Annotated in this window: 8 protein-coding genes; all 8 read left to right on the top strand. The window is 36.2% G+C overall.

From position 1 onward, the window contains the following. Positions 1-162: 162 nt before the first annotated feature. The 8 genes from I600_RS08965 to I600_RS08930 all read left to right on the top strand — a co-directional run bounded on the left by I600_RS08965 (position 163) and on the right by I600_RS08930 (position 16157). Entirely contained in the window at positions 163-7530 is a 7368-nt protein-coding gene (locus tag I600_RS08965) for a polyketide synthase (RefSeq protein WP_209439181.1), read from the top strand. A gap of 39 nt (positions 7531-7569) precedes the next feature. Beyond that, entirely contained in the window at positions 7570-8262 is a 693-nt protein-coding gene (locus tag I600_RS08960) for a 4'-phosphopantetheinyl transferase family protein (RefSeq protein WP_058104091.1), read from the top strand. A 201-nt stretch (positions 8263-8463) separates the two neighbouring features. Further along, positions 8464-9252: a polysaccharide biosynthesis/export family protein gene (locus I600_RS08955; RefSeq protein WP_082642919.1), complete on the top strand. Its 789-nt coding sequence runs from the start codon at positions 8464-8466 to the stop codon at positions 9250-9252. 78 nt (positions 9253-9330) lie between these two features. After that, positions 9331-11646 carry a GumC family protein gene (locus I600_RS08950; RefSeq protein WP_058104090.1) on the top strand — a complete coding sequence of 772 codons (2316 nt, stop codon included), beginning with the start codon at positions 9331-9333 and terminating at the stop codon, positions 11644-11646. 39 nt (positions 11647-11685) lie between these two features. Beyond that, positions 11686-12948, top strand: a complete 1263-nt coding sequence (locus I600_RS08945) for a hypothetical protein (RefSeq protein WP_058104089.1) — start codon at positions 11686-11688, stop codon at positions 12946-12948. Continuing rightward, complete coding sequence (locus I600_RS08940; protein WP_058104088.1) at positions 12948-14315, top strand: lipopolysaccharide biosynthesis protein; 1368 nt, start codon at positions 12948-12950, stop codon at positions 14313-14315. The genes I600_RS08945 and I600_RS08940 overlap by 1 nt, the downstream gene beginning before the upstream one ends. Positions 14316-14334: 19 nt before the next feature. Beyond that, on the top strand, positions 14335-15225 hold the full coding sequence (locus I600_RS08935; RefSeq protein WP_082642918.1) for a glycosyltransferase family 2 protein: 891 nt from the start codon (positions 14335-14337) through the stop codon (positions 15223-15225). Beyond that, positions 15222-16157 (top strand): hypothetical protein, encoded by a 936-nt coding sequence (locus I600_RS08930; protein ID WP_058104086.1) that lies wholly within the window; start codon positions 15222-15224, stop codon positions 16155-16157. The genes I600_RS08935 and I600_RS08930 overlap by 4 nt, the downstream gene beginning before the upstream one ends. The last annotated feature ends 41 nt before the right edge of the window (positions 16158-16198 follow it).

The raw sequence follows: 16198 nt of genomic DNA, 5'->3' as shown, positions 1-16198 counted from the left end.
ATGATACATTCAAATATTTTATAAAAATAGGTATGCTTGTTGAAGCTTTTAGCACAAAACAATTTTCTTTTAACCTATTCAATAATCCATGCAGTATGTTTTGGGCATTTGCAATTTGATAAGTACTCGAACTTAGTAGATAATTATAGCATTAAGTAAAATATGAATGCCAAAAATAAAGGGGCTGTTTCCAGTAGCGCTAAAATCTATTGGGAAAATTTATTGTCAGACGACATAAAATTGCTTGACTTGCCCAATAGAAATTTAAAAGTAAACGATACCGCTTCAAAAGGGGTTTTGTTGCGTACTTATTTTTCTGAACAGTTGTCTGGTAATTTGAAATCAAATACTTCTTCCCCTAATGAAATAACGACTTTTGCAATTTCTGCATTAGCTGTACTCTTTCATAGGTATACAAATCAGAATGATATTGCTTTTGGACTATTGTTAGATCAAAATCTATCTTTATTTAGAAATATCATTGAGGCTGAATATAACTTTAATAGGGTAAATAAAGACACTACTGAAAGGTTATCGCTAAATCAAGAAAATTTTTATCCTTCTGAAAAGTTATTGGTAGATTTTAATTTAATCGATACCAATGGTCACAATGCACTACAAGATGTCGTGCTTTCCATTAACGCTAGAAAGACTGATGATACTTCTGTCTCTAATGATATTGATACGTTCAATGAGATTAAAAGGATAGGTGAAGTATATGTCAAATCTAATTTGGAAATTAATCTTGAGATTAATGCTGATACTATTAGGTTAGATGTCGTATATAATGATGCGGTATTTGAAAATAGTTTTATTGAACAGTTTATGATGCATTATATGAGCATCATTTCTCCATTAATGGAAAATTCAACTTCTGAAATAGGAAGTATAGATTTTCTTTTAGATAAGGAGCGTGAAATATTGTTAACTGAATTCAATACACCTACCGTAGACTATCCAACGGATAAAACCGTGGTTGATTTGCTTAAGGAGCAGGCTCTAAAAACTCCAGATCGTATAGCTGTAGCCTTTGAGGAGCATACAATAACGTACAGGGAGTTAGATGAGCTGTCCAATCAATTTGCAAATTATTTAATTCAAAAAAAAAGGGTTAAACCAAGGGACCTGGCTTGCTTGATTCTAGATAGGAGTGAATGGCTAATTATTGGTATGATGGGGATTATGAAAACTGGTGCCGCATACGTGCCTGTTGACCCAAACTACCCAGAAAAACGCAAAGAATATATTAAAAACGATAGCAATTGCAATATAACGGTAGATGCCGCAGCAATTGAAGAGTTCAAGGCAACTAAAGCTAGTTTTACAACTGCCCCATTAACAGGTATAGTGCTATTGCCTAACGACTTGATTTATATCATTTACACTTCAGGAACTACAGGTAATCCTAAAGGTGTCATGTTAGAACATAGAAATATCGTTAGTTTATTTGTTAATGATGATCCTTTCTATGATTTCAATGAGAACGATGTTTGGACCATGTTCCATTCGTACTGTTTTGATTTTTCTGTTTGGGAGATTTACGGAGCGTTGTTGTTTGGGGGTAAATTGATAATTCCTTCCAGTGAAGTGATCAAGGATCCTTTTGAATTTATGTCCTTGCTCATAAAAGAAAAGGTGACCATTCTGAACCAAACACCATCATCATTTTTAAATATCATGGGTAGCTTACCTTCAGGTGATATCGATCTGAAATTGCGATACGTCATTTTTGGTGGTGAGGCATTGTTTCCAAAATATTTAGAAAAATGGTACCGTAAATTTCCGGGTATTCAATTTGTAAACGGCTACGGTATTACCGAAACTACCATATTTACAACATTTAAAATCATTGATGATGAGGATGTAAGAACCAATGTTTCCAATATTGGTAATTGTGTGTCATCGTTAACTTCACATGTAGTGAATACCAAAAACCAGTTACAACCTGTAGGGGTTATAGGTGAACTGTGCATTTCAGGTCTTGGATTGGCAAGAGGTTATTTAAATAGATCGGAATTGACCAGTGAAAAGTTTATTGCGAATCCTTTTGAACCTGGGCAAAAAATGTATCGCTCGGGAGATTTGGTAAGAAGACTTTCAAATGGTACTCTAGAATATATTGGCAGAATTGACCATCAAGTTAAAATTCGTGGACACCGTATAGAATTAGGGGAAATAGAATCTACCATTAATGCTTTAGACGGTATTGAACGTACTGTGGTGTTGCCAAATACAAATGAGGAAGGTGAAACCAGATTGGTAGCATATATGCAGGCTGTTGGTGAGAAACCTGAAATGACCGGTATTAGACTAGCGCTTGTCAACAAGTTACCAGAATTTATGGTCCCCACTTTTTTAATGTGGGTAGATGAGTTTTCTACAAACTCTAATGGGAAAATTGATAAGGAAAAGCTACCGGCTCCCGGGTATCTAAGGTCAAATTCAGATGTGATCTTTAAAAAACCACGTACCAAGGTAGAGAAGAGTATAGCTGCTATTTGGGAAAAGGAATTAAAACTTTCCGGTATTGGTGTTGATGATAACTTTTTTGAAATGGGCGGTACCTCGCTCATGGCACAAAAAGTCGTAAATGCCATTATGAAAACCCTGAACAAGAGAATTCCGGTAACCAAGCTCTATCAACATACGACCATTGCAGCACTTGTAAAATTTATAGAAGGCGACAAAGAACCAGCTATATTATCCAATAAGCGAAAAGAGAAAAATAATGCTTCATCTAACGATGTTGCCGTTATTGGTATGACGGGCAGATTTCCCGGAGCCAAGAATATTGATGAATTTTGGGAGGTCTTAAAAAATGGAAAGGAAACTATTTCATTTTTCACCAAAGAAGAATTGGACCAAAGTATTCCTGAAACCTTAAGAAATGATAGCTTGTACGTAGCTGCAAGAGGTGTAGTGCCTTCTGTTAAAATGTTCGATGCGCGTTTCTTTGGCTTAACGCCTAAACATGCGGCGGCCATGGATCCTCAGCAACGTTTGTTTTTAGAGCTTGCATGGGAAGCACTTGAAGAGTCTGGTCATCTTCCGGAACATTATAACGGTAGGGTTGGGGTCTATGCCGGTACGGGTACCAATACGTATTATCAAAAGAACATTTTACCGAACCATGAATTGATAGAGTCCGTTGGTCAGCTACAACTGGATACGGTAAATGAAAAGGACTATATATCATCAAGAACGGCTTATCATTTAGATTTAAAAGGTCCGGCGGTAAGTGTACAATCCGCATGCTCCACATCTTTGCTGGCTATAGCCGAAGCGGTCGAAGCTATTAGAAATGGACATTGTGAGGTTGCTCTCGCTGGGGGCTCTAGTATAACGGCACCAATTAATAGTGGTCATTTGTATCAAGAAGGATCAATGCTCAGTACAGACGGTCATTGTAGACCTTTTGATTCTCAAGCAAAAGGAACCGTGTTCAGCGATGGTGCAGGAGTGGTTGTTTTAAAGGATTTGGAGGAAGCTAAAAAGGATGGGGATTTTATATATGGAGTGATTAAGGGTGTAGGTATTAACAATGATGGCGGTGGCAAGGGTAGCTTTACGGCTCCTAGCGCAGAAGGGCAGGCCAACGCTATTAGGAGCGCTATTAATGATGCCGGTATTTCACCTGCAACCATTAGCTATGTAGAGGCTCATGGTACGGCCACGCCTTTAGGAGATCCTATTGAGATGGACGGACTCAACCTTGCCTTTGGCGAGCAATCCAAGAAAAACTATTGTGGACTAGGTTCGGTAAAAAGTAATATGGGCCACCTTACCGCTGCGGCAGGTGTAACTGGTTTGATTAAAACGATATTGGCCTTTAACCATAAACAATTACCACCTTCTTTAGGGTATGAAAAACCTAACCCGGTAATAGATTTTGATAATAGTCCGTTTTATGTAAACAATACTTTGGCTTCATGGGACGTAGAAGGTCCGAGAAGAGCCGGGGTAAGTTCTTTTGGCGTTGGAGGTACCAATGTACACGTGGTATTAGAAGAATATGAGATGAAGGTAAAAGAGCCTGTGCAACAAAGACCGGTACAGCTTTTACCTATTTCCGCAAAAACGAATACAAGTTTAGAGGGTTATGAAAGTGCCTTGAAAGCTCATTTTGATGCTGATAAAGAGGAGAATTTAGCAGATGTGGCTTATACGCTGAGTACTACTAAAGCTAGTTTTGGTACTAGAAGGTTTATATTGGCATCGAACACTAAAGAGGCTTCAGATGTACTGTTTGATAAAGATAATAAAACAGCACAATCGTCAGTAGTTAGGGCAGTTGCTAATGAAGTGGCGTTCTTATTTCCAGGGCAAGGTTCCCAGTTTTTGAACATGGGCAAGGAGTTGTATAGTAGCGAAGGTGTATTTAAAGATGCTGTGGATAAATGTGCCAACTTGTTGCTGGACACCCTAAAGTTGGATATCAGAAAAATAATTTTCCCGGAATCTTTAAACGAGGAAGCGGAAAATAAGCTTCGCGATACACGGTTTACACAGCCGGCGTTGTTTACCATAGAATATGCACTATCTCAATTATGGATTAGTTGGGGAATTCAACCTACCGTAATTTGCGGTCATAGTTTAGGGGAGTTTGTTGGGGCTCATCTGGCTGGCATTTTTAGCTTGGAAGATGCATTAAAACTGGTTTCCTTGAGGGGTATTTTGGTAAGTACACTTCCTAAAGGTAGTATGCTCACCGTTCGTATAGATGAAGAATCGCTCCATAAAATATTGCCAAAAACCTTATCTGTAGCCGCTGTTAATTCCCATAAACTTTGTGTAGTTTCTGGTGAGGATAATGAAATTGAAAAATTTGCAGAGGTACTTAAGGAAGAAAATTTGCCTTATAGATTAATAGCTACAAGCCATGCTTTTCATTCCGCAATGATGAACCCTATTTTAGAGGAGTTCGGCGCTATTGTCGAAAATATCGATTTAAATATTCCAAAGATACCCATAGTATCTACGGTAACAGGTACTTGGCTGACCAATGAGGAGGCCCTGGATCCCATATATTGGACCAATCATTTACGCGATACCGTAAAATTTTCTAATGCTATGGATACCTTAGTGAAATTAGAAGATGTGGTATTGTTAGAAGTAGGTCCGGGTAATACTCTTACTACGCTAAGTCGTCAGAACAAACAGGCAAGAAAAATTAAGTCTATAGCTTCATTACCGGTGCCTAAAACCAATGAAAATAATTACCACGGCGTACTTAATGCCTTAGGACAATTATGGTTAACGGGTATAACCATAGATTGGACTAGTTTTTATGACAAACAGGGCAGACATAGATTAAGATTGCCTACCTATGTGTTTGACCGAAAACCATGTTGGATAGACCCTATTGTCACTCAATCAAAAATTGAAAGGACTAGTGTTCATACCAATCCAACAATACAGACCTTAACAGAAAAACCAAAAAGCGTTACACCAATGAGAAACGTGACCATTTTAAATAAAATTTCGGAGTTAGTTTCAAACAATTATGGTATTGAAATTGAAGCCAATGACAAAAATCTAAGCTTTTTAGAACTAGGGTTAGATTCCCTTATCCTTACTCAAATGGCTATTACTTGTAAGAGAGAATTTAAAATTCCAATTACATTTAGACAGCTTAATGAGGATATTAATACACCAGAACTTTTAGCAAGCTATTTAGATGCTAATTTACCTGAAGAAGTTCTAAAGCCACAACCACAAGTGGTTCAACAGCCTACAGTTGCAGTACATCAGGTTCAAGAAAATAACGCAGCCCAATATGCTACCGCTGCTGGTAACCAAACGGCTATTGGTCTAATTGGGGAGCAACTTCAACTGCTTAGCAAGCAATTACAGCTTTTACAAGGTGGATCGGTAGCTACTGTACAACCAAGTGTTGCGCCAAGTGCTCCTCAACAACCAGAAAAGGTCAATGGTGCAAGTAGTATGGATATACGTACGGAACAGGAAAAACAAGAACATAAAAAACCGTTTGGAGCTTCACCAAGAATAGAAAAGCAAACAACCGGTTTAGATCAAGCTCAGTCTCAATACTTAAATGAATTGACTGCTAGATATAACAAGAAAACCATTGGCAGTAAAAATTATGCCCAGAATCACAGGGCAAAAATGGCAGATCCAAGAGTGGTGTCGGGTTTCAAACCATTGACCAAAGATTTGGTATATCCCATAGTGATCGGTAAATCTCAGGGAAATAGACTTTGGGACCTAGACGGCAACCGGTATATAGATGCTTTGAACGGGTTTGGTTCGTGTTTCTTTGGGTACCAGCCAGATTTTATTAAAGAGGCAATGCACAAACAAGTGGATCTAGGATATGAAGTTGGGCCGCAACATCCGTTGGCTGGTGAAGTGTGTGATTTACTTTTAGAGTTTACAGGTCATGACAGGGCTGCTTTATGTAATACAGGGTCAGAAGCTGTATTGGGTGCCATGAGGATTGCACGTACCGTAACCGGGCGTTCGCTTATTATTGCTTTTACGGGGTCTTACCACGGAATTAATGATGAGGGTATCGTAAGGGGAACCCAGAAAAAGAAAACTTTTCCGGCTGCAGCAGGGATACTACCAGAAGCGGTTCAAAATATGTTGATCCTTGATTACGGTACTGAGGAAAGCTTGCAGATTATTAAAGATAGAGCACATGAAGTGGCGGCCGTTCTTGTAGAACCGGTACAGAGCCGTAGACCGGAATTTCAACCCATAGAATTTATAAAGCAAGTAAGGGAAATAACTGCAGCCGAAGAAATACCATTTATTTTTGATGAGGTTATTACCGGTTTTAGAATGCATCCGGGTGGTGCCCAGGCCCTTTTTGATGTTAAGGCGGATATTGCAACCTATGGTAAGGTCATAGGTGGTGGTGTATCCATCGGTGCTATATTGGGTAAAAAAGAGTATATGGATGCACTTGATGGCGGCTTTTGGCAGTATGGAGATGATTCTTACCCAGAAGTTGGGGTTACTTATTTTGCCGGTACTTTTGTTCGCCATCCTTTGGCATTAGCCTCTGCAAAGGCGGCTTTGCTCCATATGAAAGAACAAGGACCAAGTTTGCAGGCAAATGTTTCTGCCATGACTGAACAAATGGTGGTTAGTTTAAATGAAAATTTTGCTAAAAAAGGGCTGCCATTAGAGATCAATTATTTTGGGTCTTTATGGAGGATAAAGTTTAAGAAAGAAATTCCGTATTCGGAATTACTGTTTGTAATTATGCGAGAGAAAGGGATACATATTTGGGATGGCTTCCCTTGCTTTTTAACAACGGCATATACCAATGAGGATGTGGACTTTTTGAAGAAAACACTTTTAGATTCCATTGATGAATTGGTAACTGTTGGGATATTAAAAAAGGAAACCAATGGGCATGCCGTTACAATGCAAAATTCTTTTGAGAGATTGAACACACCACCTGTGCCAGGTGCTCGTTTAGGTAGAGATGAGAATGGGCAGCCAGCATGGTACGTAGCAGATGCCACAAAAGAAAATGGCTATTTAAAAATTGATATTTAGAGATATAGAATGGTTTGGGAATATTGTTTACCTGTTTAGATGACACATCTTTTATGTACTAGCTTAACACCTATTGACAATGAAATTTTCTTTGCGCAGGCACAAGAGAAATTTCCTGAAGAATTTGTGCTTAAATATTCGAAATATAAAAGATGGCAAGATGCTAAGTCTACTATTTTAGGCAGACTGTTGTTGGCATATGGTTTACAAAAATTCTATAACATTAATGTCGATGATATTGCCATTGAATATTCTAAAGATAAACGACCTTTTTTAGATAATTCTGAGGTTCAGTTTAACATCTCCCATTCAAATGATTTTATAGTTTGTGCATTTACGTCTCATGGAGGTATAGGTGTAGATGTAGAGAAAATAAGTAATGTAGATATAAATGATTTTAGATTACAATTCTCAAAATCGGAATATGACAATATGGTTGGTTCTTTACATGTGCAAGAAAAGTTTTTTGAATTTTGGACACAGAAGGAAGCAGTTTTAAAAGCTTATGGAACCGGTTTGAATGTAGCTTTGGATTCTATTGAAATTATTGACGGATCATCTACAATAGGTGAAGAAATATTTTACTTAGAAGAAATTGATCTTACTGCAGAATATAAATGCCATATTGCTACACAGCATTTAAATGAATTTTCCAGTACGGAGATTACTCATGTAAGCCCAGAAAAAATAGCGGATTTTATGGGTTCCAATTTCTTCAAAACTATTCGGTGAATTGTTGTAAGACCATGTAAATACGATGAAGTGCCTAATTTTTTTTAAATTTTTCCGCTAACAATGGGTAAAATGGCCTGTTATCTTAATTACGACGATTATATAAACTAGGATGTCGGAATTAATGTCGTTCAATTTTCTCTTTCAATTAATTTTGATGTTCACCATTTACAGTAACTATAAGCTGCAAACAATTAATTTATGAAAACTAGTATTTCCCCAATTAACTTTCACAACACTAAATCTTATTTGCTGAAAATTTCAATGTTGCTTGTTGTGGCATTGCAATTGACATCGTGTGGTAGCGCTAAAAAATCATCTTATTTCAATGAAGTAGGTAATAATACATTTGCATCATATTATGAGCCCTTAGAGCCCATTTTGCAAAAGAATGATTTGTTGAGTATCAATATTACCAGTTTAAATGCTGAGGTAACCGAGATGTTCAATATTGCCAATAACGTAGGCGGTATACAAACTCCTGGTTATTTGATCGATCAAGATGGATTTATAAGATTCCCGGTTTTGGGCAAAATAGCGGTAGCCGGTCTTACAAAGAAAGAACTGAGAGAATATATAAGAGAAGAGTTGATATCTAAAAGATTGTTGATGGAGCCAATAGTTGATATACGCTTTATGAACTTTAAAGTTTCTGTTTTAGGAGAAGTAAATCAACCTGCGGTTTTTACCATACCAAATGAAAAAGTTACACTTCTAGAAGCTTTGGGTATGGCGGGTGACATGACAATATATGCCCAAAGAAATAATGTATTATTAATAAGTGAGGAAGACGGTATTAAAAGTACTAGAAGAATAGATCTTACTTCAGATGAATTATTTACTTCACCAAACTATTATCTACGACCAAATGATATTGTTTACGTACAACCAAATGATAGAAAGGTTAGAAATACTTCTAATGCTACGCAATGGTTCTCGGTAATATTAGGTTCGTTGTCATTGGCGGTAATTTCTATTGCCAGCTTTTAATCAATCCATACAATTAAAAAATTCTTAAGCTAAGGACTGTTCATAGTCAGGCTTATTTATCCCGATAAATTGAATACAATGACTGAAAAGGAATATTTTGACTCAAGGCTATCTTCTTCTGATAATGAAGAAAATTTTGATGTAAAGGCATTGTTGGGCAAATACCTGAAATCATGGAAACTATTTCTATTGTTTCTTCTGATTTTTATTGGCTTGGCGGCTCTTGCCCTGCAGTTTATAAACTCTTCATATGAGGTTTCTAGTAAGATCTTATTGAAAAATGAAACCTCTAATATAGATGCCTCTGGTAATAACATGGTCAGCAACAATCCGTTTAGTAATTCAGAGCGGGTTAACAATGAAATTGAGGTGTTAACTTCTGTGCATTTAATGCGTTCTGTTTTAGATAGTTTGTCCTTGCAGTGTAAAGTTAGTACTCCAGAGACTTTTTCTGAAACGGAACTATATGGTTCAGAGTTGCCGTTTAAAATTGTCGTAGACACCTTATATCCATCGGCTTATGATACTTCTATTAAAATTAAGTTAGAAGGAAAAGATAGTTTTAGTATATCGGAAGATTTTGAAGGGGACTTAGATGCAGCAAATTCTATTAGCTCAAGTTATGGTTATAATAGATATAATTATGGTTACAAAATTGAAAAACCGTATGGAACTTTTAAGATTGTGCCCAATGAAAAGTCCAACGTAAAGGGTACTGAATTTTTATTGGAATTTAGGGATATAGATGAGATGGCACACGATTATGTGAAAAAAGCATTGAGTGTGTATGTAATCAATAAAGATGCTTCTGTTATCAACATTGTTTTAAAAGAGCAAAATCCTCAGAAAGGCGAGGATATCATAAATACATTGGTTGAGATATATGGTATAAAGGCATATCAAGAGAAAAATGCCATGGCTTTAAATAACGTAAAGTTTATTGATGAGCGTTTAAATGCATTATCTGTAGAGCTTAGTGAGGTAGAAAAAAATGTTGCCCAGTTCAAAACAGAAAATGAACTGGCTAATGTAGAGTTCGATGCAAATTCATTTTCGGAGCAAGAAATAGATTATAGTAGAAAACTGACCGAAGCTGAAATAGAACTAAAAGTTTTAAGTGCTATAGACCGTAATTTAAGAAATGGGGATAATGAATCTACTTTAAATTCTTTAAGTGTATCAAGCCCTAATCTGGTGTATTTAATAGATAATTATAATAGATTACAGATAGAGCGCAAAAGTCTGCAAAGAACGGTTCCTGAGAACAACCCGCGTATGATCGATATTAGGGATCAGTTACAGCAGCTGAAAGGAAATATTCTTGGTAGCCTTTCTACATCTAGGCAAAGTTTAAGAAGTACTATAGGTAGTATTAGAAGTAGGTCCAATCAATTTGCAGCCAAAAAGCAAAGAATACCATCAATGCAAAGGCAATTATTGGAAATTAGTAGAGAGCAGGGTATTAAGGAAAACTTGTTTTTGTACTTATTACAAAAGAGGGAAGAGGCGGCTTTAATGGTTGGTGTTAGGCAAGATAACTTTACCGTAATCGATAAGGCTATTACTGATTTTGAGTCTAAATCTCCTAGTAAAAAACTATTCATGTTGGTATCCCTGTTATTGGGTCTTGCCGTTCCTGTAGGTATTGTTCATTTAAAGGATGGATTAAATACTAAAGTTGCCGATAAGAAAGATGTTCAGAAAAGAATTAGTGTGCCTTTAATAGGTGAAATAACACATAATGCATCAGGTAAAAATCTTATTGAAAAGGGAGAGGAGAGTAGTAGATTGGCTCAAGATTTTAGAATGATGCGTATGAATATGAGTTTTCATCTACCTAAAAAGAAGATGCAAACTATTTTGGTTACTTCTGCCCAAGAGGGGGAGGGAAAAACTTTCTTTTCCTCAAATATTGGGGTGGCACTGGCTTCTTCAAACTCTAAAGTCGTGATTTTAGAATTAGATAAGCACAATCCAGAATTAATGGGGGCATTGGGAGCTGCTAATTCAGAAATTGGTATTTCAAATTACCTATCGCCAGGAACCCGTACTATTACTATCAACGATTTGCTGGTACCGGTAAATAACAATGACAATTTGTTTGCCATAGGGTTGGGTTCCGAAAAAGTAGACGGACTAGAATCTTTTAATTCAGTGCAAATGGTTCAATTTATGGAGCAGTTAAGAAATGACTTCGATTATATTGTCATAGACTCCGCCCCAATTGGCACATTGGCAGATACGCTTGCCCTTTCTAAATTTTCGGATTGTTGTGTTTTTATGGTTCGTGAGAATTATACCCATTTAGATGATCTGGCAATCTTGGAAGAAGCTAAGCGCAATAAGAAGTTTAAAAATCCTATGGTTGTTTTTAACGATGTTACGAACAATTAATAAACGACCTACCAAAATTAGAATAAAGTAAGGGCCAAAATGAATATATACTACCTTGTAGTTTTACTTTTCTTGTTGTTTTCTTCTAAAGCCAATTTTTTAGTTGATTATAATTCAGCTTGGTTTGGGCTTGAGGTTTTTATGATTATCGTTGCGTTTCGATTGAAGAAGGTTAAAAAGCGCGATATTCAGTATTTCTTGACTTTCCTGGCAGTGTACTTTCTATATATCGCCGTTCGATTCAAACTGAATAAACTACCTGCGGATTATTTTGCAAGCGATGTATTCTATTTTTTCAAATTTGCATTTACGGCCTATTTGTTTTGTGTGATACTACGAGAAAAGGCTTTGTATTATTTGGTAAAGGTAATTTCGCATTTAGCCATAGTCTCCCTGGTGTTTTATAGTATTCAATTGTTTCAAAATGGCGCAATTGTAAAGGCAATAGGTACTACGTTCGAAAGTTTAACGGTAGATGACGGCTCTTTTAGATATACCAATTTTGTATTTTTCACTTTTGATGATATCCATTACTATAGAAATTCCGGATTTTGTTGGGAGCCTGGCGCTTTTGGTTCGTTTTTGACTTTGGCATTAATGTTCAATTTTTTAATCAATGATTTTAAACTGAACAAAGAGGCATTGATAATCACCTTGGCCATTTTAACAACGGTATCTACCACGGCATATTTAGGTGCGTTTATATTGTATTTTCTTCGGTATCGTGTATTGAGCAGGGGCAGTAAGATTACCATCATAATTTTTGCGGTCATATTTGCATTGGCCATTCCCAACGTACCTTTTTTAGGGGAGAAGGTGGTTGAGATTTATGAGCAAGATATACGTGATTTAAAAGAGTTGGAGCAATTATCGGTGTATTATGAAGATGTAGAAAGGCAAATACCCTTAAACCGTTTTGCAAGTGTAATTTTTCTTTACGAACAGTTTAACTGGAAACTTTTTTTAGGGGTCAGTAATCAATATGATGAGTACTATATTAATGAGTTTAATGTTAATATCTCTAACGGTATTATGGACTTTATAACTAAGTTCGGTTTGGTTGGGCTTATGGTTTTACTCTATAGATATGGTAAGTTATGCCGGGGGTATTTAAGAAAAACCGAATACGTATGTTATTCCATATTAATTTTACTGATATTAAGCTTTGGTGAACCCATACTAATGCTACCTATTTGTGTCATATTTATATTTTTGCCCACATTTAAAAAACAAGATTTTACAGCTTTGTCATTTGATTATAGGTCAAAGTACCTACCATTAAAAAGACCTAACACAATATAATGATCAAAAGGTTTAACTCCATTAAGGTAATCATACAGTCTTATTTTCAAGGAAATTCTAGGACTAATCTGTTGATTAAGAATGTTTTTTCTTCGTTGATTTTAAGAGGCTTGGGTACGGCTATAAACTTTTTGTTTGTTCCTTTGGTTATAAATTTTGTCAACGCTGAACGATACGGTATTTGGTTAACGCTTAGTTCTGTGTTAACATGGTTTACCTTGTTGGATATTGGTTTTGGTAACGGTCTACGCAATAAATTTTCAGAAGCCGTAGCTCTGGATGATATCAAAGAGCAGCGAAAACTGGTTCATACCACTGCAGCCGTATTAATATTGATCTCTACTGTCATATTTATCTTAAATGTCATATTTACAGATCAGTTAAAATGGGATGAATTTTTAGGAGTAGATGCGTCATACCGTTCAGAACTGCAACAGTTGGTTTTTCTTTTAATATCCTTTTTTAGCTTACAGTTTATTTTTCAAATATATAACCCTATCCAATTTGCCCTGCAAAAGCCTGCAATGATTGCCAGGACTATCTTATTGGGCAATGTGCTTGGCTTAATTGGTATTCTGTATTTAAGGGAATTTTCTGAGCCTTCCTTATTTAATTTAGGTTTTGTGGTCATGGGTAGTAATGTACTTTCTATATTTCTCTTTACCGCATATTTCTTTGTAGTACAAAGACCGGATTTAATACAGAAAATAGAAAAACCTACGGTAGATACCTTAGGGTCTATCTTTTCTCTAGGGATCAAATTTTTCTTTTTGAACATTGCATATATGGTGCAGTTTCAAACCAGTAATTTTTTGATCAGTAAATACTTTAGACCAGAAAAGGTAACCGAGTTCAATATTGCTTTTAAGCTGTTTAGCGTTGCTTCTTTAATATTTGGTATCATATTGAGTCCGGTGTGGAGTTCTGTTACCAATGCCCAGGTAAACAATGATTATACGTGGATTAAAAAATTGATAAAAAAGCTATTGCTCATTTGGAGCGTTATTGCCGTAGGATGTATCATTGGATTATTATTGGCGCCTACTATCTATAACTTATGGATCGGTGATATTATAACCATACCGTTCATAACCTCATTGGGTGTTGTTCTAATAGTGTTGTCTAATTGCTTTTCAGAAATATTTATAAGTGTGTTGAACGGCATGGGTAAGGTCAATTTACAATTCTATATTTCCATTTTTGTAATCCTATTTTTTGTACCAATAGCTTATTTCCTATCGGTAGAAATGGGTTATGGAATTTTTGGTATCTGTATGGCAATTGTGGTAACCAATGTCAATGGGTTAATTGTTGCACCGTACCAAGTGTATGTAGAAATGAGAAAAAACAGAAAGTTACCAGCTTAACAGTTGAAAAAGTTTAGAGATGATGTCAACTAAAGAAAAGAAATTAATAACGGTTTTACTTACGTGCCATAATCGTAAGATGAAAACGTATAGCTGTTTAGAGGCGCTTTTAAACTGTGATTTAGATGATGATAGTTATTATTTAAAAATTTACCTGGTAGATGATGGTAGTACAGATGGTACTACGGAATACCTTCAGGGTAATTTCAAAAACCTTCATATCATACAGGGATCAGGTAGTTTATTTTGGGCAGGTGGCATGCGTACGGCTTGGAAAGCGGCTCGGGATAATGACAGGCATTCAGATTATTATTTACTGTTAAATGATGATACTATTGTTTTTAAGGATACACTGACCAGACTGTTAAGTGACTTAGAAGAAGTAAACGAACCTAAAAGTATCATCGTGGGTCCTACCTTAGATCCAGATACTAAGAAGGTTTCCTACGGCGGACATAAAATTTTGAATAAACTATCGTTTAAGAGCAAAATGGTATTGCCTAATGATAAATATCCGCAGAAGTGCGAAATGGGCAATGCCAATATCATGCTGGTACCTCATGAAGTCTACGAGGTTATCGGTTCTTTAACAGAAACCTATACGCACGGTATTGCAGATTTTGATTACACCTTAAAAGCTTTGGACAACGGTATTTTTACCTATGTTGCCAGTGCTTATTGTGGTTATTGTAAAAATGATCATGGGGTAAATTGGTTAAGTCAAAAAAGTAATTTAAAACAAAGAATAGCATATTTATATAGCCCTATAGGCTTATCGTATAAAGAATATTTAAAGTTCATTAAGGTGCATTTTCCGTTTCACCTACCACAGGCATTCTTACTGTTGTGGGGTAAAACCTTATTTCCCATCATTTGGCAATTGTTTAAAAATGAAGACTATTTAAAATGAAAACAGCAACAGCACAAGCACCGGTACTATTTATCATTTTTAATAGGCCGGAACAGGCGAAAAGGGTTTTTGAAATGATACGGAAAGCCCAGCCAGCAAAACTCTATGTTGCGGCAGATGGTCCACGTAAAAATGGTAAGGATGATCAAAAATGCAAAGAAACTAGGGCTATTGTAGATTTAGTAGATTGGGATTGTGAAGTTAAAACGTTGTTCAGGGAAGAAAATGTAGGTTGTGGATTAGGGCCCAAAACTGCTATAGATTGGTTTTTTGAAAATGAGGAAGAAGGCATTATTCTAGAAGATGATTGTTTGCCGTCTTTGAGTTTTTTCAAGTTTTGTTCAGAATTATTGGAAAGATATAGAGACAATAATCAGATTATGCATATTGGGGGGTCTAACTTTCAGAACGGATATGTCTCAGATTCAGATTATTCGTATTACTTCTCTTATTTTAGTCATGAGTGGGGTTGGGCAAGTTGGCGAAGAGCCTGGAAAAACTATGATTACGAATGTTCAAGCTTTCCAGAACTAAAAAGGAAAGGCTATTTTGACAACTACTTTTCAAATATCATCGAAAAGAAATATCGACTTAGTAAAATAGAAAAAACGATCAATGCTAAAGAAGTCTCTTGGTGGGACTATCAGTGGGACTATACAAAACTGGTCAACTCTGGCTTGTCAATAATACCAAACCAAAATATGATCAAAAATGTTGGGTTTGGTGAAGATGCTACACATACCGTTAGTGCCAATGATGCTAGACAATATAATGAAGCACAGGAAATAGATTTTCCGTTAGCGCATCCTAAGTTTATTATTAGGGATATAAAGGCAGATAGAAGGTATTTTAAATATTTCTTTAAAGACACTATAGTACGCAGAAAAATATTGGGCTTTCTAAGAATTCCCGGGTATGCTACTGAAGGGTAATGTTGTGGTGTTTTCCTTGAACATGTCTAATTGCCATTACC

It is taken from the genome of Maribacter dokdonensis DSW-8 (assembly GCF_001447995.1).
In the GTDB taxonomy this organism is placed as follows: Bacteria; Bacteroidota; Bacteroidia; order Flavobacteriales; family Flavobacteriaceae; genus Maribacter; species Maribacter dokdonensis.
The sequence above is the reverse complement of the archived record's forward strand: the minus strand, read 5'-3'. Positions and strand labels throughout refer to the sequence as shown.